Source organism: Methylophaga thalassica MP, assembly GCF_000214595.1.
Lineage (GTDB): Bacteria > Pseudomonadota > Gammaproteobacteria > Nitrosococcales > Methylophagaceae > Methylophaga > Methylophaga thalassica.
In genome coordinates this window covers 352,524-376,511 of sequence record NZ_AFIG01000003.1, presented here as the reverse complement: position 1 = coordinate 376,511, position 23,988 = coordinate 352,524, and the positions used below count along the sequence as shown (strand labels likewise).

23 protein-coding genes, 1 tRNA gene, 1 other RNA gene and 2 riboswitches are annotated in these 23,988 nt (G+C 42.7%); of the genes, 23 read left to right on the top strand and 2 right to left on the bottom strand.

The window, feature by feature from the left end:
- Positions 1-58 precede the first annotated feature (58 nt).
- From MAMP_RS13360 to MAMP_RS13350, 4 genes are all read left to right on the top strand, one after another.
- Positions 59-268, top strand: coding sequence for a TIGR02449 family protein (locus MAMP_RS13360; protein WP_007146613.1), 210 nt, complete (start codon positions 59-61; stop codon positions 266-268).
- Complete coding sequence (locus tag MAMP_RS13355) at positions 265-570, top strand: cell division protein ZapA (RefSeq protein WP_007146612.1); 306 nt, start codon at positions 265-267, stop codon at positions 568-570. The genes MAMP_RS13360 and MAMP_RS13355 overlap by 4 nt, the downstream gene beginning before the upstream one ends.
- Positions 571-611: 41 nt before the next feature.
- Positions 612-794, top strand: a non-coding RNA gene (gene ssrS, locus MAMP_RS15975) — 6S RNA.
- 209 nt (positions 795-1,003) lie between these two features.
- The gene (locus tag MAMP_RS13350; protein WP_007146611.1) at positions 1,004-2,743 is read left to right on the top strand and encodes an OFA family MFS transporter; all 1,740 of its coding nucleotides are present in this window, start codon (positions 1,004-1,006) and stop codon (positions 2,741-2,743) included.
- 66 nt (positions 2,744-2,809) lie between these two features.
- Here MAMP_RS13350 and aroE read toward each other — a convergent pair whose 3' ends face one another.
- Both aroE and hemB read right to left on the bottom strand, forming a co-directional pair.
- The gene (aroE, locus tag MAMP_RS13345) at positions 2,810-3,637 is read right to left on the bottom strand and encodes a shikimate dehydrogenase (RefSeq protein ID WP_007146609.1); all 828 of its coding nucleotides are present in this window, start codon (positions 3,635-3,637) and stop codon (positions 2,810-2,812) included.
- Between the two features lie 27 nt (positions 3,638-3,664).
- Positions 3,665-4,678 carry a porphobilinogen synthase gene (gene hemB / locus MAMP_RS13340; protein WP_007146607.1) on the bottom strand — a complete coding sequence of 338 codons (1,014 nt, stop codon included), beginning with the start codon at positions 4,676-4,678 and terminating at the stop codon, positions 3,665-3,667.
- Between the two features lie 159 nt (positions 4,679-4,837).
- On the opposite strand from hemB, the gene MAMP_RS13335 reads away from it, so the two are divergent.
- From MAMP_RS13335 to MAMP_RS13245, 19 genes are all read left to right on the top strand, one after another.
- A complete protein-coding gene (locus MAMP_RS13335; RefSeq protein ID WP_007146606.1) occupies positions 4,838-5,650 on the top strand; it encodes a carbon-nitrogen hydrolase family protein in 813 nt (270 codons plus the stop codon).
- A 163-nt stretch (positions 5,651-5,813) separates the two neighbouring features.
- Positions 5,814-6,944 (top strand): glutamine-hydrolyzing carbamoyl-phosphate synthase small subunit, encoded by a 1,131-nt coding sequence (gene carA / locus MAMP_RS13330; RefSeq protein ID WP_007146605.1) that lies wholly within the window; start codon positions 5,814-5,816, stop codon positions 6,942-6,944.
- A gap of 6 nt (positions 6,945-6,950) precedes the next feature.
- Positions 6,951-10,169 (top strand): carbamoyl-phosphate synthase large subunit, encoded by a 3,219-nt coding sequence (gene carB, locus MAMP_RS13325; protein WP_007146604.1) that lies wholly within the window; start codon positions 6,951-6,953, stop codon positions 10,167-10,169.
- Entirely contained in the window at positions 10,169-10,645 is a 477-nt protein-coding gene (gene greA / locus MAMP_RS13320) for a transcription elongation factor GreA (protein WP_007146603.1), read from the top strand. Before carB ends, greA begins: the two co-directional genes overlap by 1 nt.
- Position 10,646: 1 nt before the next feature.
- Positions 10,647-11,111, top strand: a complete 465-nt coding sequence (locus tag MAMP_RS13315) for a DUF4149 domain-containing protein (RefSeq protein ID WP_007146602.1) — start codon at positions 10,647-10,649, stop codon at positions 11,109-11,111.
- Between the two features lies 1 nt (position 11,112).
- Positions 11,113-11,730, top strand: coding sequence for a 23S rRNA (uridine(2552)-2'-O)-methyltransferase RlmE (gene rlmE / locus MAMP_RS13310; protein WP_007146601.1), 618 nt, complete (start codon positions 11,113-11,115; stop codon positions 11,728-11,730).
- Between the two features lie 38 nt (positions 11,731-11,768).
- Positions 11,769-13,670, top strand: coding sequence for an ATP-dependent zinc metalloprotease FtsH (ftsH, locus tag MAMP_RS13305; RefSeq protein WP_040576611.1), 1,902 nt, complete (start codon positions 11,769-11,771; stop codon positions 13,668-13,670).
- 18 nt (positions 13,671-13,688) lie between these two features.
- Positions 13,689-14,528, top strand: a complete 840-nt coding sequence (folP, locus tag MAMP_RS13300) for a dihydropteroate synthase (protein ID WP_040576610.1) — start codon at positions 13,689-13,691, stop codon at positions 14,526-14,528.
- Positions 14,521-15,867, top strand: a complete 1,347-nt coding sequence (glmM, locus tag MAMP_RS13295; RefSeq protein WP_007146598.1) for a phosphoglucosamine mutase — start codon at positions 14,521-14,523, stop codon at positions 15,865-15,867. Before folP ends, glmM begins: the two co-directional genes overlap by 8 nt.
- A 127-nt stretch (positions 15,868-15,994) precedes the next feature.
- Positions 15,995-16,780, top strand: a complete 786-nt coding sequence (gene tpiA, locus MAMP_RS13290) for a triose-phosphate isomerase (protein WP_007146597.1) — start codon at positions 15,995-15,997, stop codon at positions 16,778-16,780.
- 6 nt (positions 16,781-16,786) lie between these two features.
- Positions 16,787-17,116, top strand: a complete 330-nt coding sequence (gene secG / locus MAMP_RS13285; protein WP_007146596.1) for a preprotein translocase subunit SecG — start codon at positions 16,787-16,789, stop codon at positions 17,114-17,116.
- Between the two features lie 23 nt (positions 17,117-17,139).
- Positions 17,140-17,224 (top strand) — tRNA-Leu (locus MAMP_RS13280).
- Positions 17,225-17,383: 159 nt separating this feature from the next.
- On the top strand, positions 17,384-17,974 hold the full coding sequence (gene cysC / locus MAMP_RS13275) for an adenylyl-sulfate kinase (protein ID WP_007146595.1): 591 nt from the start codon (positions 17,384-17,386) through the stop codon (positions 17,972-17,974).
- A gap of 5 nt (positions 17,975-17,979) precedes the next feature.
- A complete protein-coding gene (locus MAMP_RS13270; protein ID WP_007146594.1) occupies positions 17,980-18,954 on the top strand; it encodes a DHHA1 domain-containing protein in 975 nt (324 codons plus the stop codon).
- Positions 18,955-19,027: 73 nt separating this feature from the next.
- Positions 19,028-20,437, top strand: coding sequence for an undecaprenyl-phosphate glucose phosphotransferase (locus MAMP_RS13265; RefSeq protein ID WP_007146593.1), 1,410 nt, complete (start codon positions 19,028-19,030; stop codon positions 20,435-20,437).
- Between the two features lie 228 nt (positions 20,438-20,665).
- A riboswitch (cyclic di-GMP riboswitch) is annotated at positions 20,666-20,751 on the top strand.
- Between the two features lie 37 nt (positions 20,752-20,788).
- Positions 20,789-21,277 (top strand): hypothetical protein, encoded by a 489-nt coding sequence (locus MAMP_RS13260; protein ID WP_007146592.1) that lies wholly within the window; start codon positions 20,789-20,791, stop codon positions 21,275-21,277.
- A gap of 190 nt (positions 21,278-21,467) precedes the next feature.
- A riboswitch (cyclic di-GMP riboswitch) is annotated at positions 21,468-21,544 on the top strand.
- Between the two features lie 35 nt (positions 21,545-21,579).
- Positions 21,580-22,098, top strand: coding sequence for a hypothetical protein (locus MAMP_RS13255; protein ID WP_007146591.1), 519 nt, complete (start codon positions 21,580-21,582; stop codon positions 22,096-22,098).
- A gap of 129 nt (positions 22,099-22,227) precedes the next feature.
- Complete coding sequence (locus tag MAMP_RS13250; protein ID WP_007146590.1) at positions 22,228-22,779, top strand: polysaccharide biosynthesis/export family protein; 552 nt, start codon at positions 22,228-22,230, stop codon at positions 22,777-22,779.
- 18 nt (positions 22,780-22,797) lie between these two features.
- On the top strand, positions 22,798-23,988 hold the full coding sequence (locus MAMP_RS13245; protein WP_040576609.1) for a porin family protein: 1,191 nt from the start codon (positions 22,798-22,800) through the stop codon (positions 23,986-23,988).

Genomic DNA, 23,988 nt, shown 5'->3' with positions numbered 1-23,988 from the left:
TCGGCAGCGCACGTCTATAGTTAGGCTTTATTCTCGCACAGCGAAAGAACTCATATTAATGGATAAAAACGCGATACAACAATTGGAACAACAAGTGGATGAGCTACTTCGTACCAGTCGTCGATTGCGGGAAGAGAACATGTTGTTACGCTCACAGCAGACAGCATGGCTTTCAGAACGTACGCAACTGATCGAAAAAACCGATGTTGCTCGAAGCCGGATTGAGAAAATGGTTAGTCGTTTGAGAGAATTGGATAGCGAATTATGAGTTCACCGGTAACCGTCACCATTCTGGGTAAGGAATATCAAATTGCTTGTCCTGAGGAAGAAAAAGAAGCATTGATTGCGTCCGCAAAAATGGTCCATGACAATATGGAAAAAATCCGCCACACCGGAAAAGTCGTGGGGGTGGATCGGATTGCTGTGATGGCAGCATTAAATTTAGCGCATGAGTTGCTTATTTTTAAACATGACGAAGGTCATGACATGGAAAAAGTAAACAATAAAATTCTACAATTGAAAGAGCGTGTTAGCGCTTTTCTGGAAGAAGATAGACAGTTAGAGCTCTGAAAAACTTGAGCTAAGCCAACTTATTTTGCGTATCATTAGTTATGTCCCTGCGGTGCTCGATAGCGACATGTGTGTCTTGAGCCGATAAGCAAATGCTTAAGGAAACTGAAAATTAGAAGTTGAAAAACAAGCCCGCTTGACGGGAAGTTTGCCATCTTCATGAAGTTTCCCTCTTGAATCTCATGGTTCAAGAACCCCCGTCGCACCGACACTGTGGGGCTCAATTTCCCCTTCATCCTCACCTGATCCTAATCATAAAAAAGAAGCCGGTCATTATCGGTGGGGATGTTTTTCTTAGTCTGTTTATACGCCACTGTAAATATTATCTGAGTCGCTTTTTTCGGCTTTTTTGCTATGGCGGTTCCGTCTTGATGAATAGTTGTGATATGTTGCTGAAAAACATAATAACTATATCTAGAGAGGAATATTACTGATGTCATTGTTCGATAACCTAGCCGCTCGGCTATCCAAGAAACATATCATCGCCAAACCCGGATTTAATCGCTGGTTAATCGCACCAGCATCTGTTGCTATCCATTTATGTATTGGTTCAGTGTATGCGTGGAGTATTTTTAATCCTGCATTAACCAAACAATTTGGTGTAGTAGCGAGTGCCGCCGATGACTGGAGCTTTTCATCAGTAGTCTGGATTTTTTCAACGGCCATTGTTTTTTTGGGTTTAGCTGCTGCTATTGGCGGTAAATGGCTGGAAGAAGTCGGACCAAGAGCCACTGGATTTCTCGCTGCCTGTTTGTGGGGCGGTGGTTTTCTTGTTGGTAGTATCGGTATTGCCACACATGAACTTTGGCTTATCTATTTAGGTTATGGTGCTATTGGTGGCTGTGGATTGGGTCTGGCTTATGTCACACCGGTAAGCACACTGATTCGTTGGTTCCCTGACCGACGAGGAATGGCAACGGGGATTGCCATTATGGGGTTTGGCGGTGGCGCGATGATTGGCGCACCACTGATAACTTACCTACTGCGTTTGTATTATCAGATGCCGGAATATCTGGGCAAAGTGGCGGATGTTAATCTGATAACAGAGGCAGGCAGACGTTATGCTGACGTCGCTGGCCAACAAGTTGAAGTGGTTATTGCTTCTGCTGCCGATATGTTAAAAACCCCGATTCCAGGGCCAGAAGGGGTGTATGTCGTCGGTACTGGTGATACTGGTGCTACAAGCGTATTTATTACGCTGGGCATTGTTTACTTCATCGTGATGACAATAGCAGCGTTTAGCTTCCGCGTACCAGCCAAAGACTGGAAACCTGAAAACTGGACTCCTCCTGCTAAAAATGAATCAACAAAAAATCGTCTGATTACAGATAATCACGTTCATATTGATCAAGCATTAAAAACTCCTCAGTTTTATCAACTATGGATCGTCTTATGTTTTAACGTGACAGCAGGCATAGGGGTGATTGGTGTTGCAAAAACCATGATTACCGATATCTTTAGCCCTAGCTTGCCAGGTATCGTCGATGCCAGTTTTGCTGCCACCTATGTGTTGATGATCAGTGTCTTTAATATGTCAGGCCGTTTTTTATGGTCAACAGCATCTGACTATATTGGTCGTAAGAATACCTATCATTGCTTTTTCGTTCTGGGCGCATTGCTGTATTTATCTATTCCCTATATTGCAACGCAAGCAAGTGTGAGTCCGAGTGTGACCGCATTAGTCATGTTTTATGCGGTAACCATGATTATTTTCACAATGTATGGCGGTGGTTTTGCCACCATTCCTGCCTATCTAGCCGATATTTTTGGGACCATGCATGTCGGCGGTATCCATGGAAGACTATTAACCGCCTGGAGCACGGCAGGTATTTTGGGGCCTTATGTCATTACGCATTTACGCGAAAACTCGCTGAATAAAGTGTTACATGAATTAGCTGCCAAAGTGGATCCGGCAGCCTTTTTGCAGAAATTCGGGGCGAGTATTGATAATCTTGATCAATTGATTGCGGCAAAAACGGTGTCTATTTCGCAGTTGATGGAAATTGCACCTGCAGGGACTTTGGATCCAACCCCTAGCTTGTATAACTCAACCATGTTCGCCATGGCGGGGCTATTGATCATTGCCTTCATTGCAAATTTATCTATCCGTCCGGTAAGAGACAAACATCATGTTCACAATACGCATCCGGAATTAGCGCAAGAGCATAAATAGTTTTGAATGCTTTCAGAATAAATAAAGCCTGCTTACGCAGGCTTTATTTTTTAGAGTAGGACACAGTCAGCTTGCTTGCATACCGTCTCGAAGCTTTTGCATGACTGAGCCGGTGTCAGGTCTGATTTTTCGCCAGAGATAAAAAGCTTCGGCAGCCTGTTCGACAAGCATGCCTAAGCCATCTACCGTTTTGCTGACATTATGTTTCTTGGCCCATGCAATAAAAGCGGTGTCGGTATCTGCATACATCATGTCGTAACAACAGCTTTGTTCAGTAAAAATGCTGACTGGTAAGTCAGGCACTTCACCTTGTAAGCTTGCAGCAGTGGCATTGATAATCACGTCGAAGTGATTATTTACCTCACTAAAGCCACCTCCCTGAATCTGGCCTAAATCAGCAAATAGCTCTGCCAGTTTTTTCGCTTTGCTGGCGGTTCTATTAGCAATAAAAAGCTCAGTAGGCTGGTAGGTCATTAACGGTGCAATCACACCACGCGCCGCACCGCCTGCACCAATTAATAAAACCCGTTTATCTTTTAAGCTAACATCATGGTTTTCAAGATCACGACATAAACCAATGCCATCAGTATTGTCTCCAAACATCGAACCGTTGTTTTCAAACATCAGGGTGTTTATCGCACCGGCACGTTGAGCACGGTCCGATAAATTGTCTGCCAGCTCCCATGCCTGTTCCTTAAATGGAACGGTGATATTAATGCCTTTTAATTTCAGAACGTCACGTAGTTGCTGAAGACTTGAAGCCAGCGAGTCCAGTGGCACTTCTATTGCGGTGTATTCAATATCCTGCTGACATTGTTTGGCAAATTCAGCATGAATAAAGGGCGATTTACTATGTTTAATTGGGTGGCCGATAACGGCATATTTATCTGTCATAGATATAGCTAATAAATTTCTTGAGAATCAGATCCCAGCTTTCAGGCGCTGAGCAACATCTTTGGCAAAATAGGTCAGAATGCCATCAGCACCAGCGCGTTTGAAGGCAAGCAGACTCTCCTCAATCACCGCATCTGATAACCAACCGTTTTGAATTGCCGCTTTTAACATGGCGTATTCACCACTGACCTGATAAACATAGGTCGGCTTTTTAAATGTCTCTTTGACACGGTATAAAACGTCAAGATAGGGCATACCTGGTTTGACCATCACCATATCAGCCCCTTCCTGAATATCCAATGCGACTTCATGCAAGGCTTCATCACTGTTGGCCGGATCCATCTGGTAGGTAAATTTGTTACCACTACCTAAATTACCTGAGCTGCCAACGGCATCACGAAATGGCCCGTAAAAGCTGGAAGCATATTTGGCGGAGTAAGCCATGATGCGCGTATGAATATGACTGTTGAATTCCAGTGCATCACGAATGGCGCCAATTCTGCCATCCATCATATCTGACGGTGCGACAATTTGAGCACCGGCTTCGGCATGAGATAGAGCTTGTTTAATCAGCACATCGACAGTCTGATCATTAACGATATAACCATCATCATCGAGTAAACCATCCTGGCCATGTGTTGTGAACGGGTCTAACGCGACATCAGTCATAATGCCCAGCTCAGGGAATTCTTTTCGTAATGCACGGACGGCTTGTTGAACAAGGCCGTCAGGATTATAAGCTTCACTTGCATCTTCTGTTTTTTTCTCAATAGGCGTGACAGGGAATAAGGCCATCACTGGCACACCAAGCGTATGAATGGTTTCGGCTTCTTTTAGAAGAAGATCAATACTAAGCCTATCCACGCCAGGCATCGATTTTACTTCTTCACGCTGATTAGAACCTTCCAGAACAAAACAGGGGTAGATTAAATCATTAACCGTCAGCACATTTTCCCGCATTAAACGTCGAGAAAAATCATCTTTACGCATTCTTCTGGGGCGTTGGTTGGGGAAACCACTATTGATTATTGATTGTGTCATGGCTGACCTCATTGATTACACATTAAACGCTTCAATATACCCAAGCAATCCTAATGTCACCAGTGATTTTCTAATGTGTCTGGCGTGAGTTTGTGTAGACCTTATTTTTGTTATATTTTCGCTAGAGGGGATTAGCCGCGTAAAAGATAAGGTGATGTGATGGTAATTGATGTAGGCATCGTGCAGATGAATTCGTCCGAAAGCTATGAAGATAATCTGGCTTTTTCTGAGCATATGATTGCAGAAGCCGCTGAGCGAAAGCTCAATCTTTTAGCCTTTCCTGAAACCTTTCTCTATGTCGGTAATGACCATTCAGCGAAGCATGATGTGGCCGAGAAACTGGAAACGGATATCCTGCCTCGCTTTAGCCAGCTTGCCAAACAGAGTAACTGTGCTCTATTGCTGGGCAGTGTGTATGAAATCACTGATGAAAACAGTGGAAGGTTGTTCAATACGTCTATCTTCATCGACCGCGATGGCAGTGAAAAAGCCCGCTATCAGAAAATTCATATGTGTGACGCCGTTCCACTGGGGTATATGGAGTCAGCCGGCATAAAGCCCGGTAGTAAAACAGTAGTGCTTGATCATGAGCTGGGTCGGCTGGGATTTAGCATTTGTTATGACTTACGTTTTCCGGACTTGTTTCGATCACTGTCAGACAAGGGAGCTGAAATTATTTTTGTTCCGGCGGCATTTTTTCTCCATACAGGTAAACATCACTGGTTACCGCTGTTAATTGCAAGGGCTATCGAAAATCAGGTCTACATTGTCGCGCCAAATCAGTGGGGGAAACATTATGGTGATCGGATTTCATACGGTAGCAGCGTCATTATTGATCCCTGGGGAAGCATCCTGTGCTGTGCGCCTGAAAGAGTCGGCCTCACCCTGAGTCGAATTGATATTGAGTATCTGCGTCAGGTTCGGTCAAATATGCCGCTACACACACATCGCAGACCGGAACTTTATATATAGAATCGCAGATACACTTCAGGAAATTGAAATAGTTAGCACCAGCGCCAGAGGATAATCGTTTTTAGCGTGGACTCGACCGGCTGTTTTGCGATAAAATTACAAAGATTTTGTCTGGGGAGAACGTCATGTTTGCCCCATTATTTTTATCTGGTGGAGGTTTCCCTTGCGAACGAGTGCGTTACTTGCTCTTGAAGACGGCACGGTTTATCACGGCGAATCGATTGGAGCCATTGGCCAGTCAGTCGGTGAAGTTGTTTTTAACACGTCAATGACTGGCTATCAGGAAATCCTGACTGATCCTTCTTATTGTCGACAAATAGTCACATTAACCTATCCTCATATCGGAAATACCGGTGTTAATGACGAGGATGAAGAATCTGACAACGTTTACGCAAGTGGACTTATTATTCGAGAACTTTCTCCTGTTGTAAGTAGCTGGAGAAGTGAACAAGCATTGGATGCTTACCTGGTCAAACACAATATTGTCGGCTTGGCAGGTATTGATACACGCTCATTAACACGTTTGATTCGTGAAAAAGGGGCAATGAAAGGCTGCATCGTCGCTGGTGATAACATCGATGTTGAAGCGGCTATCGCTGCTGCAAAAGGCTTTCAGGGTTTAAAAGGGCTGGATCTTGCCAAAGAAGTCAGCACAAAAGCATCCTATGTCTGGGATGAGGCTTGCTGGCATATTGATGGCCAGTCTCAAGCGGCTGAAGCTAAATATCATGTGGTGGCTTATGACTATGGTGCCAAGAAAAACATTCTGAGAATGTTGGTGGAGCGTGGTTGCAAACTCACTGTTGTGCCGGCACAAACCCCTGTTGAAGAAGTCTTAGCCCTTAATCCGGATGGGGTATTCCTATCAAATGGACCTGGTGATCCAGAACCCTGTGATTATGCGATAAGTGCGATTCAAACGTTGCTGGAAAAAGATATCCCGACCTTTGGTATTTGCCTTGGTCACCAATTGTTAGGTCTCGCCTGTGGCGCCAAAACAGTCAAAATGAAGTTTGGTCATCATGGTGCTAACCATCCTGTGCAAGAACTGCTGGCGGGATTGGTTATGATCACCAGCCAGAATCATGGCTTTGCCGTAGATGAAGAAACACTGCCAGACACATTAACAGCAACGCACAGATCACTATTCGATGGCACCTTGCAAGGTATCCACCACGTCAGCAAGCCAGCATTTAGTTTCCAGGGACATCCTGAAGCAAGTCCTGGTCCGCAAGACGCAGCTCCACTTTTTGATCACTTCATCGATCTACTTGAACAAGCAACGGGTAAATAACACACGATGGCTAAACGTACTGATATTCAAAGTATTCTGATTCTGGGTGCAGGACCGATTGTTATCGGTCAAGCCTGTGAATTCGATTATTCTGGTGCACAAGCGTGTAAAGCGCTGCGAGAAGAAGGTTATCGTGTCATTCTGGTGAACTCGAATCCAGCCACGATCATGACTGACCCTAATATGGCTGATGCCACTTATATTGAGCCTGTTACCTGGCAAGCTGTAAGCAAAGTGATTGAAGCAGAACGTCCAGATGCCATTTTGCCTACCATGGGCGGACAGACAGCGCTTAACTGTGCACTGGATCTGGAAAAACACGGGATCTTAGAACAATTCGGTGTCGAGATGATCGGTGCTGATAGTGAAGCGATTAACAAAGCTGAAGACCGTGACTTATTCCGTGAGGCCATGCGTAAAATCGGTCTGGATATGCCACAATCTGATATTGCACACACGCTGGACGAAGCCTTACAGGTTCAAGAAAAATTTGGTTTCCCAGTGATTATCCGTCCTTCTTTTACGATGGGCGGTAGTGGCGGTGGTATCGCTTATAACAAGCAGGATTTTATTGAAATCTGTCAGCGAGGTTTATACCTCAGCCCAACTTCTGAATTACTGATTGAAGAGTCAATCATAGGCTGGAAAGAGTATGAAATGGAAGTGGTGCGTGACCGTAAAGATAACGCCATCATTATCTGTTCCATTGAAAATCTGGATCCTATGGGCGTACACACAGGTGATTCAATCACCGTTGCCCCAGCTCAAACCCTGACAGATAAAGAATATCAAATCATGCGTAATGCCTCTCTGGCAGTATTGCGTGAAATTGGTGTGGATACCGGTGGTTCAAACGTACAGTTTGCTGTTAATCCAGAAACAGGCCGTCTGATTATCATTGAGATGAATCCACGTGTCTCGCGTTCTTCAGCCCTGGCCTCTAAAGCAACAGGTTTCCCTATCGCGAAAGTCGCTGCAAAACTGGCAGTAGGCTATACACTAGACGAATTGCAAAACGAAATTACCGGTAACGCGACACCGGCTTCGTTTGAGCCAACAATCGATTACGTGGTGACAAAAGTACCGCGTTTTACATTTGAAAAATTCCCACAGGCTGATAACCGTCTAAGTACGCAGATGAAGTCTGTCGGTGAGGTGATGGCTATTGGGCGTAACTTCCAGGAATCATTACAAAAGGCTTTACGTGGCCTTGAAATTGATCGTGATGGTTTGACAGAAGTCATAGATCTGACAGAGGAAAACATAGCAGAAACATTACGCCGTGAGCTGAGCTTACCGGGCTCAGATCGTTTATGGTACGTAGCAGATGCCTTCCGTTATGGTTTCAGTTTTGATGAAATTCAAAAGCTGACACATATAGACCCATGGTTCCTGATTCAAATTGAAGAGTTGGTGACATTAGAAAATCAACTTAAAGAACGCTCGCTTAACGATATCGATCAGCAGGAAATGTATGCCTTAAAACGCAAAGGTTTCTCTGATTCACGATTGGCTAAACTGTTACAAAAAACAGAAAAACAGATCCGTGAGTATCGTCAGGCGATGCAAGTACGTCCGGTCTATAAACGCGTTGATACCTGTGGTGCTGAGTTTGCAACTGGCACGGCGTATATGTATTCAACTTACGATATGGAATGTGAAGCCAACCCAAGTGATCGTGACAAGATTATGATTCTGGGGGGGGGGCCTAACCGTATTGGTCAGGGTATTGAGTTTGATTATTGCTGTGTTCATGCGGCATTAGCATTACGTGAAGACGGTTATGAAACCATCATGGTCAACTGTAATCCAGAAACGGTTTCAACGGATTATGACACTTCAGATCGTCTGTATTTCGAGTCTTTGACGCTGGAAGATGTATTAGAAATCGTCGAGCTGGAAAAACCAAAAGGGGTGATCGTGCAGTTTGGTGGTCAAACGCCATTGAAACTGGCACGTGCGCTTGAAGCTGCGGGTGTTCCTATTATCGGAACATCACCAGATGCCATTGATCACGCAGAAGATCGTGAACGTTTCCAGCAAATGGTTGAAAAACTGAACTTGTTACAACCACCAAATAGACTAGCTCATTCTGTTGATACGGCTGTCGCATTAGCATCGGAAATTGGTTATCCCTTAGTAGTACGTCCCTCGTATGTATTGGGTGGACGCGCGATGGAAATCGTTTATAACGAAGAAGAATTACAACGTTATATGCTGAATGCGGTGAAAGTATCGAATGAATCGCCCGTTTTATTAGACCGTTTCCTTGATGATGCTATTGAAGTCGATGTAGATGCTATCTGCGATGGTAAAGATGTGCTGATTGGCGGCATTATGGAACACATTGAACAAGCCGGTGTTCACTCTGGTGACTCTGCTTGTGCCTTACCGCCATATAGCCTGAGTCAGGCAACACAGGACCAGTTGCGTGAGCAAGTACGTCAAATGGCGTTAGAGCTCGGTGTAAAAGGTTTAATGAATACGCAGTTTGCCATTAAGGGTGAGCAAATCTATATTCTTGAAGTCAACCCACGTGCGTCACGTACAGTGCCTTATGTATCGAAATCCATTGGTGTGCCATTAGCCAAGATCGCTGCGAGAGCCATGGCGGGTCGCTCACTAGTAGACCAAGGCGTAACGAAAGAGGTCATTCCTTCTTATTACTCTGTTAAAGAAGCGGTATTCCCATTCATTAAGTTCCAAGGTGTCGACCCTATCCTTGGCCCTGAAATGAAATCGACGGGTGAAGTCATGGGGGTTGGCAGAACATTTGGTGAAGCTTTTGCAAAATCACAGTTAGCCGCTTCAGTTGTACTGCCTACTGGAGGCAAAGCCTTTATCAGTGTGCGTGAGGCTGATAAGGTAGCTGTTATACAAATTGCGAAAGACTTGTCCTCACTTGGTTTTGCATTGCTCGCTACACGAGGCACACAGCGTGTATTAGAAGAAGCGGGTGTGAATTGTGAGCCTGTGAACAAAGTCGCGGAAGGCCAGCCTCATATCGTCGATATGATTAAAAATGATGAAATTGACTTGATTGTGAATACGACCGAAGGTCGCCAATCTGTTGCCGATTCAAGAGAAATTCGTCGTGCAGCACTGCAGCATCAAGTCAACTATACGACAACATTGGCAGCTGCTAGAGCCACTGTTCAAGCACTAAATAGCGAAGATATTGGCTCAGTAAACAGGCTGCAATCTTTGCATGGAGAGTTAAATTAATGGCTGTACCTATTACTTCACGTGGTGCTGAAGCACTTAAAGAAGAATTAAAACACCTGAAGATGGTGGCAAGGCCTGAAGTGGTTGCGGCTATTTCAGAAGCCCGCGCACATGGTGATTTAAAAGAAAATGCGGAGTACCACGCAGCAAAAGAGCAGCAAAGTTTTATCGAAGGTCGTATTCAGGAATTGGAGTCGGTATTGTCTAATGCTCAGATAATCGACCCGGCTACTTTACCTAAAGAAGGCCGCGTGGTATTTGGGGTGACAGTAACCTTATTAAACATAGATACTGATCAGGAAGTGAAATATCAGATCGTGGGTGACTATGAATCTGATATCAAATTAAATCGTATTTCTGTATCTTCGCCGATTGCTCGTGCACTGATTGGTAAAGAAATTGATGATGTGGCAACAGTGCAAGCGCCAGGTGGTAATATCGAATATGAAATTATTGATATAGGCTACGAGGCGTAGAATGCTGTCTGGCTATTCAGGTGAACGATTACTTTTGACCCTTTGGATCGGTTCACTGTGGTCGATAGGATATTTAGCCGTGCCAATGGCCTTTGCGAATTTAGAACTAACAATTGCCGGTGATTACGCCGGCAAATTGTTTTATGCCGTCAATATTCTAAGTCTTATAAGTGCCTGTATTTTGTTGATAAGTCGGTTATTTGTTTTTGGTGTCACCACATTTCATCGCTATTGGCGAAGCTGGCTTATTTTAGCCATGCTAATCATGAGTGTTGTCTTTCTACTTTTTATCCAGCCTGATATGGCATCGATAAAATTATTAGACTGGCGTACAGATCCAATTTTAACTGAACGGTTTGATACGCTGCATAAACTAAGTGAGAGTATGTATATGTTAATGAGCTTACTTGGTTTGATGTTAGTATTAACTTCAGATAAGCGTTCAGAAGCAGAGCAAATATCCTGATATGGCTAGAAGTAAATCAAGTCAAAGCTGGTTAAAAGAACATTTTGATGATCAGTATGTCAAACAGGCTCAGAAAGAAGGCCATCGTTCACGTGCGACTTTCAAATTAAAAGAAATTGATGATAAAGATAAACTTATTCGTCCTGGTATGAGTGTCGTTGACCTTGGCTCAGCACCTGGCGGTTGGTCTGACTATGCCTTAGCCAAGGTTGGCGATAGTGGTAAAGTTATCGCACTAGATATATTAGAAATGACACCTCTGACGGGAGTACATTTTATTCAAGGTGACTTCCGTGAAGACGATGTACTAGATGAATTGAATAAAGTATTGGATGGTCGGCAAATAGACCTTGTATTATCGGATATGGCCCCCAATATGACAGGTGTAGGGTCGATAGATCAGCCTTCAAGTATGTACTTGGTCGAGTTGGCTTTAGATTTTGCATTGAATAATTTAAGTAAAAGCGGTTGCTTTCTTGTCAAAGTGTTTCAAGGCGAAGGATTCGAAGCTTTTTTGAAAGAAATGAGAGACAACTTCACGAAAGTTGTTACCCGTAAGCCGGGGGCTTCTCGAGCGAGAAGTCGTGAAGTTTATTTGTTGGGGCGTGGTCTCAAATAACATTTAATGGTAACCAGAGGTACCTTACATTGAATGACATGATGAAAAATATTGTTTTGTGGGTAGTCATCGCCGTTGTGCTGATGTCTGTTTTTAATAATTTTGGTCCACAAAGTAATGATTCAGGCAGCATGGATTATTCTAGCTTTATCAGCAACGTGAAAAACGGGGCTGTAGCCAGAGTTGATATTCAGGGCAGAACCATTTCAGGTGAACTGACAGACGGTAGTAAATTCACGACATATAGTCCTGATTACGATCCCGGTTTGATTGGTGATTTATTAGATAATGGCGTCACCATCAAAGCGGAACCAGCAGAAAAAACCAGCTTACTGATGCAGATCTTTATCTCATGGTTCCCAATGCTTCTATTGATTGGTGTCTGGATTTTCTTTATGCGACAAATGCAGGGTGGTGGCGGTAAAAACCCCATGTCATTCGGTAAAAGCAAAGCGCGCATGCTTAACGAAGATCAAGTTAAAGTCACCTTCAAAGATGTCGCTGGTGTAGAAGAAGCCAAAGAAGAAGTGGCTGAACTTGTTGATTTCCTGCGCGATCCAAGCAAGTTCCAAAAATTGGGTGGTCGTATCCCTCGCGGTATTTTGATGGCTGGTTCACCAGGTACAGGTAAAACCTTACTGGCTAAAGCGATTGCAGGTGAAGCTAAAGTACCGTTTTTCTCTATTTCTGGTTCTGACTTCGTTGAAATGTTTGTTGGTGTGGGTGCGTCGCGTGTTCGTGATATGTTTGAACAAGCCAAAAAGCATGCGCCATGTATCATTTTTATTGACGAAATTGATGCTGTAGGTCGTCACCGTGGCGCTGGTATGGGCGGTGGTAATGATGAACGTGAGCAAACACTTAACCAATTATTAGTAGAAATGGATGGTTTTGAAGGTAATGAAGGTGTCATCGTTATCGCGGCAACTAACCGTCCTGACGTACTTGATCCAGCATTATTACGTCCTGGCCGTTTTGACCGTCAGGTCGTGGTACCGCTCCCAGACATTCGTGGTCGTGAACAGATCCTCAATGTGCATCTGCGTAAAGTACCAGCCGCTGATGATGTCGATGCAAGAGTGATTGCTCGTGGTACACCAGGCTTTTCTGGTGCAGACTTAGCTAACTTGGTTAATGAAGCGGCATTATTCGCTGCTCGCGGTAATAAACGTCTGGTTGGCATGGAACAACTTGAATTGGCAAAAGATAAAATCATGATGGGTGCAGAACGACGCTCCATGGTGATGAATGAAAAAGAGAAAGAGTTAACGGCTTATCATGAGGCTGGCCATGCCATCATTGGTCGTTTAGTACCGGGGCACGATCCTGTCTATAAAGTCAGTATTATTCCAAGGGGTAGAGCATTGGGTGTGACGATGTTCTTACCGACAGAAGATAAATACAGTTACAGCAAACAGACCTTAGAAAGCCAAATTTCAAGTTTATATGGTGGTCGTTTAGCTGAAGAGCTTATCTTCGGTCAGGAAGCGGTGACTACCGGTGCGTCCAATGACATCCAACGTGCCACTGAGCTCGCTCATAATATGGTCACTAAATGGGGGCTTTCTGACAACATGGGACCATTGTCTTATGGTGAAGATGAAGGCGAAGTTTTCTTGGGCCGTAGTGTGACTCAGCATAAAGCGGTGTCTGATCTGACAGCGAAACAGATCGATGAAGATGTAAGACGTGTTATCAACCGTAACTATGATCGTGCAAAACAATTGCTGATTGATAATATGGATAAATTGCACACTATGGCTAAACTATTAATGAAATATGAAACCATTGATAGTGATCAGATTGATGCCATTATGGAAGGTCGTGAACCGGGTGAACCAAAAGACTGGACTGATCGTTCGTCTACGCCACCATCTGGTGATACAGAGTCTGATTCTTCAGAAACACCTTCTGGCAAACCAGCTGATCAGCTGCATTAAAAACCAGGAAGTCATTACGTGATTTTTGATTGCGCGGGCAAGTCCTTGGACTTGTCCGTTCCTCGTATTATGGGCATCGTAAATGTCACTCCTGATTCATTCTCAGATGGTGGCAAATTTCTTAATCGTGATGCTGCCCTCAAACAAGCTGAAAAGCTTATCGCCGAAGGCGCGGATATTCTGGATATCGGCGGTGAATCTACGCGGCCTGGTTCAGACATCGTTGCGGAGCAAGAAGAAATCGAACGTGTTGCACCCGTCATCGAAATGATAAGTGCGGAATTCGATATTCCTATTTCTATCGATACCATGAAGCCTGGAGTCATGAGAGCAGCGGTCAAGGCTGGTGCTGGGCTTATCAACGATGTGAATGCATTGCGAACTGAAGGCGCATTGGCAGCCGCTGTTGAGCTAAATGTGCCCGTCTGTTTAATGCACATGCAAGGCACACCCCAAACCATGCAAAATGAACCTCACTACAGCGATGTGGTTGCTGAAGTGAAAGCGTTCTTGTTGGAACGCGTAGATACCTGTCTAAAAGCAGGTATTAAAGCTGAACAGATCATGCTTGATCCCGGTTTTGGCTTCGGTAAACGTGCCCGCCATAATCTAAGGCTGATGAAACATTTATCCACTCTGACGGATTTACCTTATCCGGTTTTAGTTGGTGTTTCACGTAAGTCTATTATTGGTGATATGTTAAAAGTCAGTGTGGATGAACGATTAGCTGGGAGTTTATCGCTTGCTTCAATCGCGACATGGTTGGGTGCAAAGCTTATTAGAACTCACGATGTGAAAGAGACTCATCAAGCCGTAAAATTAAGTCAGGCAGTTATGCAGGTAGAAGATTTTGACTAAACAAAGACGTTATTTTGGAACAGACGGCATTCGTGGTCGTGTCGGTGATGGTGCTGTCACGCCGGACTTTGTATTAAAACTCGGTTGGGCCGTTGGCAGAGTCCTGGCGAAAGAACGTAACAGCAGAGTCATCATTGGTAAGGATACCCGTATTTCGGGCTATATGTTTGAGTCTGCCTTACAGGCTGGTTTATCTGCCGCAGGCGTTGATATTTATTTACTAGGGCCCATGCCTACTCCGGCAGTTGCTTATCTAACCCGTACTTTTCATGCTCAAGCTGGCATAGTCATCAGTGCTTCGCATAATCCTTATCATGATAATGGCATTAAGTTTTTTTCGGCGCAGGGGACAAAATTACCTGATGAAATAGAGCTGGAAATTGAGGCGATGCTGGAACAACCATTAAAAACGGTTGATTCTACCCGTTTGGGTAAAGCACATCGTATTGGTGATGCGGCAGGTCGTTATATTGAGTTTTGTAAAAGTACAATACCAACTGGCATTGATTTAAGTGGGCTGAAAATCGTTGTCGATTGTGCGCACGGCGCTACCTACCACGTCGCCCCGGATGTCTTCAAAGAGTTGGGCGCACACGTCATTGTTATGGGCGCAGAACCTGATGGTTTTAACATCAATCTAAACTGTGGCTCAACCGAACCGCGACTTCTACAACAAGCTGTGCTTGAGAATAAAGCCGATCTGGGGCTTGCCTTAGATGGTGATGGTGATCGTATCATTATGGTTGATCATCGCGGGGAAATCGTCGATGGTGATGAACTATTATTTATCATCGCCAGAGCAAGACAACGGATGGGAGCAAGTATGCCTGATGTTGTTGGTACACAGATGTCAAACCTTGGCTTAGAGCATGCGCTGGCGAAATTCGATATGTCACTTCATCGGGCAAAAGTCGGTGATCGTTATGTCATGGAAAAACTACAACAGGTCGGTGGTTTACTGGGTGGGGAAGCATCTGGTCACATCATTTGTCTGGACAAGACATCAACAGGTGATGGCATTGTTGCAGCGCTTCAAGTGGTTGCAGAAATTCAGCAAACTAACAATAGTCTGCATGAGTTACGATCTGTCGTAACAAAATATCCTCAACATTTGATTAATGTCAGAGTCAATAAAATGATTGACCTGAATAAAAATGCTGAGATTAACCAAGCCATTTCATCGGTAGAGAAAAGACTGGGAGATGAAGGAAGAGTATTACTCAGAGCCTCAGGAACTGAACCGGTTATCCGTGTCATGGTCGAAGGTATTGATGCGACATTAACCAAACAACTGGCTGAGGAACTTGCCTCTGTAATTGAGCAGGAGCTGAAAAATTAAATGAGATGTTTTGATATTAGCTGAGTCTTATTCTGGTAATTGCTTAGCCAGAACTATTTCATACATTGCTTTATCCATAGTGGGTATGTAGTCTGATGTTTCATTTTATATTGAAAGAGAGTGTTAAGTGCGTAAACCACTAGTCGCTGGTAACTGGAAAATGAACGGCTCTAGTGAGAGTAATAAAGCACTACTTGAAGGCATACTCTCTAAAGCCGATACCTTTTCGGATATCGAGGTCGCGTTATTTCCGCCGTCTGTTTACCTGCAACAAGTACAATCTGCCCTTACAGGTACAGGATTATCTTGGGGGACGCAGAACCTATCTCAGTTTGAGAAAGGGGCTTACACGGGCGAAATTTCGGCGAGCATGCTGGTAGATTTTGGCTGCAAATATGTATTAATAGGCCATTCAGAAAGACGCTGTTTATATGCTGAGTTAGACCTGGATCAATGTCTACTTGACCGTATTATCGCTGAAAAATATGAAATGGCAGTCAGAGCGGGCATTACACCAATTATCTGCATTGGGGAAAGCCCTGACGAACATGCTGTTGGTCGTACCGAAGAAGTGGTGTTGCGATTACTGGATACTGTTATTGCGCATCAGGGCGTTGAAGGGCTCGCTCATACGGTTTTAGCATATGAACCGGTATGGGCTATCGGCACAGGCCGCTCAGCCACGCCAGAATGGGCGCAAGACGTACATAGTTTTATGCGACAACGTGTAGCAAAACACGATAAAGAGATAGCAAAAAATATAAGAATACTTTACGGAGGCAGCATAAAAGGTAATAATGCTGCGCCATTGTTTCTACAACCTGATATTGATGGCGGACTTGTCGGCGGGGGATCACTCGACGCCGATGAATTTGTTAAAATATGTCAGGCCGCAGTTTTAAAATTAGGTTAACAACACATGCACGCGATTATTCTCACAGTTCATATTATTGCCTGTCTTTTGCTGATTGGATTTGTTCTGATTCAGCACGGTAAAGGCGCTGATGCAGGTGCTGCATTTGGTGGCGGCGGTGGCGGTGCTTCAGGTAGTCTGTTCGGCAGTCAGGGTTCAGCTTCATTTTTAAGTCGTGCAAGTGCGATCTTAGCGACTATCTTTTTCATCACCAGCCTGACACTAGCCTATTTTTCTGTGGAAACACCAGGAAAAGCAAAAAGTGTGACTGAGTCTGCGCCAACAACAGAACAAAAAGTCGATAAAACACCTGCAGATTTGCCTGAATTACCGTAGAATACGCAACCTTGATTACCCTTGCCGACGTGGTGGAATTGGTAGACACGCTATCTTGAGGGGGTAGTGCCTTCGGGTGTGCCGGTTCGACTCCGGCCGTCGGTACCAAATTAAAGAGCCTGACTAATGTCAGGCTCTTTTTTTTGCCTATAGACTTTAGTAAAAACAACGAAATAATAAATTTTACATCAAGGGACTAGGAATAATTAGTGAAGTCGGTAATATCTACCTCAATATATTACTTACTTAGATGAGGAATTTTTTGTTATGGAAAATATTGTTTGGCATAAACACAAGGTAGAAAAGTTAGAGCGATCAAAACAAAAAAAACAAAAGCCCTGTATTTTATGGTTTACAGGCCTAAGTGGTGCTGGTAAGTCTACGGTTGCAGATGCTGTAGAACAAAAGCTATTTGAGCTGGGACATCACACTTATTTACTTGATGGTGATAATGTCAGACATGGCTTGAATAAGGACCTGGGTTTTTCAGATGCAGATCGTGTTGAGAATATTAGACGAATTGGGGAAATGGCCAAGTTATTTGCAGATGCTGGTCTGATTGTGATGAGTGCTTTTATCTCACCGTTTCGCAGTGATAGGCAAATGGTTCGTGACCTTGTTGAAGAAAAAGAGTTTGTTGAGGTTTATATATCTACTCCTCTAAGCACGTGTGAAGAACGTGATCCGAAAGGTCTCTATAAAAAAGCCAGAAGTGGACAGATAAAAAATTTTACGGGCATTGATTCCGATTACGAAGTACCACACCATCCTGAAGTCACACTCAATACAGCTGAACTCAATGTAAATGAGTGCGTTGATAGAGTGATTTCCTACTTAAAACAAAACGAGATTATTTAAAGCTAATGACAAACTTTGATGTTTTTAATGGCGATGCTGATGGTATTTGTGCGTTAGTTCAATTGCGATTAGCTAATCCCATTCGCTCTGAACTAATTACTGGTGTTAAGCGAGATATAAAATTACTGAGTAGGGTCGATGTAGAAAAAGCGTGTCAAGTCACAGTATTAGATGTCTCAATGCAGAAAAATCATGATGCGCTGCTAAATCTGCTATTGAATGATGTCGATGTGTTTTATGCCGATCATCACAACCCAGGAGAGCAAATCAGTCATCCTCGTTTACAAGCACTGATTGATATGCATCCCAATAAATGCACTGCGTTGATAATCAATGAGTACCTAAATAATGCCTATGAATTATGGGCGATAACAGCGGCTTTTGGAGACAATCTTGCCAGTGTTGCTGAAGATTATGCTAAAAAAATCCACCTTGATGAAAGTAACATAATCAAACTCAAAACCCTGGGGCAGCATATTAATTACAACGGCTATGGTGCCAGTATTGACGATTTATTCTTCGCGCCTGATGAGTTGTATACATGTTGTGTTAACTACCGCTCTCCGCTAGATTTTATTGATGACAATGCTGAAATAATTGAGACTCTGAACTCAGGCTTCAACTCTGATTTGGCACAGGCCAAACAACAAAAGCTTAGCTATGAAAATGAGACAGTGGGAGTAATCACACTACCTGATGATAAATGGGCAAGACGTATTAGTGGTACCTATAGTAATTATTTAAGCAATCAGTATCCTTCACGGGCACATTTAATTCTCACTGAAATACCTGAATCATCTGCTTACGTGGTGAGCATAAGAGCACCCAAAATACGTCAAGAAGGAGCTGATTATATTGCAGGCCAATTTGATACTGGTGGAGGTAGAAAAGCAGCTGCAGGTATTAACTTCATGAAAGAAGATGAATTGCCTAGATTAATCTCTGTTCTTGAAAGCTATTACAAGAGCGAAGCGAATTAATCCTGCATCATTTATACTTAAACTATAGATGTCACTCAATACCAATAAATACTAATAAGGCAAAAAGGAACAAATGGCTCAAGGCAGGATTAGACAATACGATGCAAAAATTAATGCGATATCACGCCTGATTGATAGTGGCATTATCCTGCTTACCTTTTTAGCCTTATTTGATATTTTTAAGGCGGGATGGGATGTCCTTTATATATGGAGTCTCTTATTCGCTATTTTATTGTTTAATTTTTTTGCCGAATCTCAAGATGCCTATCGTTCATGGCGAGGCACAGCATTGCGAGAAGAAGTTTCGGCAGTTATGTTTTCATGGTTTACCAGTGTTTTCATTCTGGTGATGATTGATATCTTTTTCATTCACTCTGGTAGTTATCTGGATAGCTTTGTTTTTTTATGGTTTTTATTGACGCCAATTGAATTAATTTCCTGGCATGCCATTGTGAGAACATCGTTGGCAATCCTCCGGGCTCGCGGAGTCAACACCAGAAACGTTGCTATCGTTGGTGAAACAACTTTGGGAAAACGTCTGGAGCGTGCATTTAATGAAATGGACTGGTCAGGATTCAGGCTGGTAGGTTATTACGATGACCGCTCACAAAAACGAGTCGAAACGGAACCTAACTTAGTCGTTACCAATAAAAATGTGGGTGATTTCAATCAGCTGATTGAGGACTGCAAAGCAGGTAAAGTGGATACGGTGTATATCACTCTTGCTATGTCAGCAGAGCATAGAATACGGCATATAACCGAGCTGTTGGCAGACAGCACCGCCTCAGTATACTTAGTACCAGACTTGTTCACGTTCAATCTTCTTAATTCACGTTGGGTGGATTATCAGGGCATCACGGCTATTTCAGTTTATGAAACGCCCTTTGCTGGTATCGATAGTATATTGAAACGATTAGAAGATATTATCCTCAGCTCCATTATTCTGATGATTATTGCTATACCCATGTTGATTATTGCCGCTGGGGTGAAGTTCACATCTAAAGGTCCTGTATTTTTCAAACAGACCCGTTATGGTGTGGATGGTGAAAAAATTAAAGTATGGAAATTCCGTACAATGACAGTCACGGAAGATGGTGAAAAAGTCACACAAGCTCAAAAAAATGATAGCCGAATTACGCCTTTTGGTGGTTTCCTGCGTCGAACGTCTCTTGACGAGCTTCCACAATTTTTTAATTCTCTCGGTGGGTCGATGTCCATCGTTGGACCACGACCACATGCTGTAGCACATAATGAGCAATATCGTGCGCAGATTCAGGGATATATGCTGAGACATAAAGTGAAACCGGGCATTACTGGGCTTGCACAGATAAATGGTTTTAGAGGTGAAACAGATACGCTGGATAAAATGCAGGGACGGGTGCATTATGATTTGAAATATATCCAGAACTGGTCGTTATTACTCGATCTTGAGATTATTTTTTTAACCCTGTTCAAAGGGTTTGTCGGTAAAAATGCCTATTAATTGTTTGTTTAGTTTTAATTAGTAATGTTACTTACTAAATATACTTGTTACTTACTTTGAGACACAGTATCATATCCTTACTGTTAAGGTATCGGTGTAAAGCATATACACCAGATAATACTAGTTATCGTAAATATCTTAATAGCAATCAGAACAATAGACATCAACGGTGATGGCTTTGTAGCAAGATCATACTGGTCTTACACAATGTCGGCGTGTTTGATGTTGTGTAATTAAAGCCAAACTCGCTGTGAGGCGGGGTCGGAAAGCCACAGATCTTTAAATCTACATTTAAAGATGGCTGGGTTGCATTGCTTGTTTTTTCGAATTCTTATGCATAAGGAAATTATTATGAAAAAAGCGATGCTATTTATCGTAGCTTTATTGTTTTCAGTAAGCGTTAACGCCGCGACGTTATCTCTGACTGAAGCTGGTTCAACTAACGCAAGTCAAAGTGTTGATTTATCTGGTAGTTCAGTTGTTTTAGCTGGTGGTACTGTCTCTAAGAAAAGTACCTGGGGTTCAGCATTTTCACTCACAACTGATACTGATACACCTGTTGTAATCGCATGGTCATTTAATCCTGCAATTACTGGTGCAACATTAGTTTTTGGTACATTGGGTGACACTGTGTCATATGCAATTACTGAAGACTTCAGCTTCACAGCTATGTTGACTGCAGGTACTAGCTATATCCTGAGCATTATTGATGCTACGTCAGGCGTTGTTAAATATGACGTTTCTGTATCTGCGGTACCTGTACCTGCTGCTCTATTCTTGTTTGCCCCTGCTTTATTAGGCTTTTTGGGTATGCGTAGAAAAACAGCTGTTGCAGCTTAATTTAAAGTTACAAAGGATATAAAAAAAGGGAGCTTTGGCTCCCTTTTTTTATATCCTTTAGAGCATTGATTTTAAATTCCAATAGCAAAATTGTACCAAGGTACAATAGACACGGGTGGACAATGCTCCATATCATTCACTCATCTGAAAAAGTCAGATAGGTGATTATCATATCTTATGGATATGGTAATTTAACAAAAGCCAAACTCGTCGTGAGGCGGGGTCGGAAAGCCACAGATCTTTTTTAAAGATGGCTGGGTTGCATTGCTTGTTTTTTCAACTTATGCATAAGGAAGTTTATTATGAAAAAGGCGATGCTATTTTTAGTAGCTCTCATGTTCTCTGTTGGTGTTAATGCTGCAACATTGACTCTTACTGGTATCGGATCAAGTGGCGCAACACAGTCAGTTGATGTCAATAACAACAGTACTGTTCTTGCTGGTGGTACTGTGGGTGAAGTTGGTAACTGGTATTCAGAGTTTGATCTTATCTCTGATACCGACACTGGAATTAAAGTGGAATGGTCATTTAACCCATTCACTGCATTATCCGGTGCGACCATAAAGTTTGGTCAAATTTCTGGCCCTAGTGGTTATTATTTACCTGGTGCACAAACTTTCGCTATTACAGGTGATTTCAGCTTTACAGCATTTTTAACAGCTGGTGTTTACTACGGTATTGATATCATTGATGCTGCATCTAACATTTTGAAATATGACGTATCAGTATCTGCTGTACCAGTACCAGCAGCATTATTCTTGTTTGCTCCTGCCTTAGTAGGTTTCTTGGGGCTTAGAAGAAAATCAGCAGTTGCTGCATAAGAATTAAGATTTAAGTTAACAGTAACTTAACTGTCACAAATTGAAAGGGAGCAAAAGCTCCCTTTTTTTTTGAAAAATAGAGTGTTAATATCAATTTTGAATGTTATTTATAGATAAGGATTTTCCCTCATGCTTAAGCGCTTCCTTGTACTTTTTGTTGCACTTTTTTCTCTATTTTCTTCAACGACGTTTGCTGCAGAACGCTATTTATTAAACTCAGGTGACGTGTTAGATATTTCAGTATGGAATGAAGAGTCCTTACAAAAACAAGTAACGGTCCTGCCTGATGGCGTTATTACCTTTCCTTTAGCTGGAGAAGTTGTAGCCAAAGACAAAACGGTGGCTGAGGTTGAAGAAGAATTAACTAAAAAACTCAGCGAATACCTGGCAGATCCAGTTGTTACGGTCTCTGTCACAAATGTTGAAGGTAATAGAGTTCATATTTTAGGGAAAGTATTAAACCCTGGTTCATTTGTAATGAATCAACCCTTAGATGCCATGCAAGCGCTAAGTTTAGCCGGTGGTTTATCACCTTATGCAGAAGAAAACAACATTATCGTGCTTCGCAGAGATGGGAATAAGCAACAAGTCTTACCTGTCAAGTATGCAGAGATAAAAAAAGGCAAAGCATTAAATACCAACATTACATTGGAAAGTGGCGACGTTATCATCGTACCTTAAGCAAAATAGCAGAGACACATGTCCATGAGAAAATATATTCCGCTATTATTGCCTTGCCTGCTCATAAATACAGCATCAGCAGCAGAATGGGTATTTAATGCACAGGCTGATCCTAAGTTTAAATATGACGATAATGAGCTACTTCGTGAAGATAGGTTAGATGATTTCAGTTTAAATATTGATCCTACATTAAGCTTAACGCGATCATTAGAAAACTCAACATCAGAAGTTCGTTTAGGTTATAGAATAAGCAGATATCAAGATCTAAAAGAGCTCGATAAAGAAAATCCCTTCGCCAGTTTTAGTACATCTTATGCTACTGAGAGAAGTACCTATGGCCTCAATTTAAATTATGCAGAACGTGAATCACGCGATATTGCAGAAGAAGATACGGCCGATTTTAGTAACACATCCACCACAATTACGAAAAGTATCTCGCCATCATATAGCTACAGATTGACGGAATTAGACACAATAAGTTTTAGCTTCTCATACCAAACTCGAAAACAGTCAGATTCAGGAAGCAATAACACTATACTGGGTTCATCGTCTAACCTAACAGATAATGAAACGGCTAGTCTTAACCTGGCCTCGCAACATCAATACACAGAACGGTTAAACGCGGGTTTGTCAGTCAGTTATGTTAACTATCAAGCTGAATCTGACAGACTGGATAATGAATACGACTCTTACTCATTAGGACTCACAAGTGAATATCAATTGTCTGAACTTTGGTCAGTGAATGGTTTATTGGGTGCACGTTATTTGGATAGCGAAAATAACCCTGCCGTTGGCCCGCAAACATCTGATCAGAGTACTGGTTTAGATTACTCAATTAGTACAACAAGAGAAGATGAGTTAAATAGTTATACATTTTCAGCAAGTCGCTCATTAACGCCATCAAGTGAAGGTGACGTAAATGAACAGGATGCCTATAGGTTCTCATATCGGAGGAACTTCACCGAGAAACTTTCTGGAAGTCTATCAGCAAGCTATCGTAAATATCGCAGCGCAGATGATCTAGATAGTACAGAGACAAAATACATTGATTTTTCACCCAGTCTATCTTGGAAACTAGCTGAAGACTGGGCACTTGTTTTTTCATACCGGTATCGTAGTGTTGATGAGTCAGATGGCAAGGATGTCGACAGCAATGCGCTTTCATTCAACATCGACTACAATTGGGATGGAATTCGTTTTTCTCGCTAA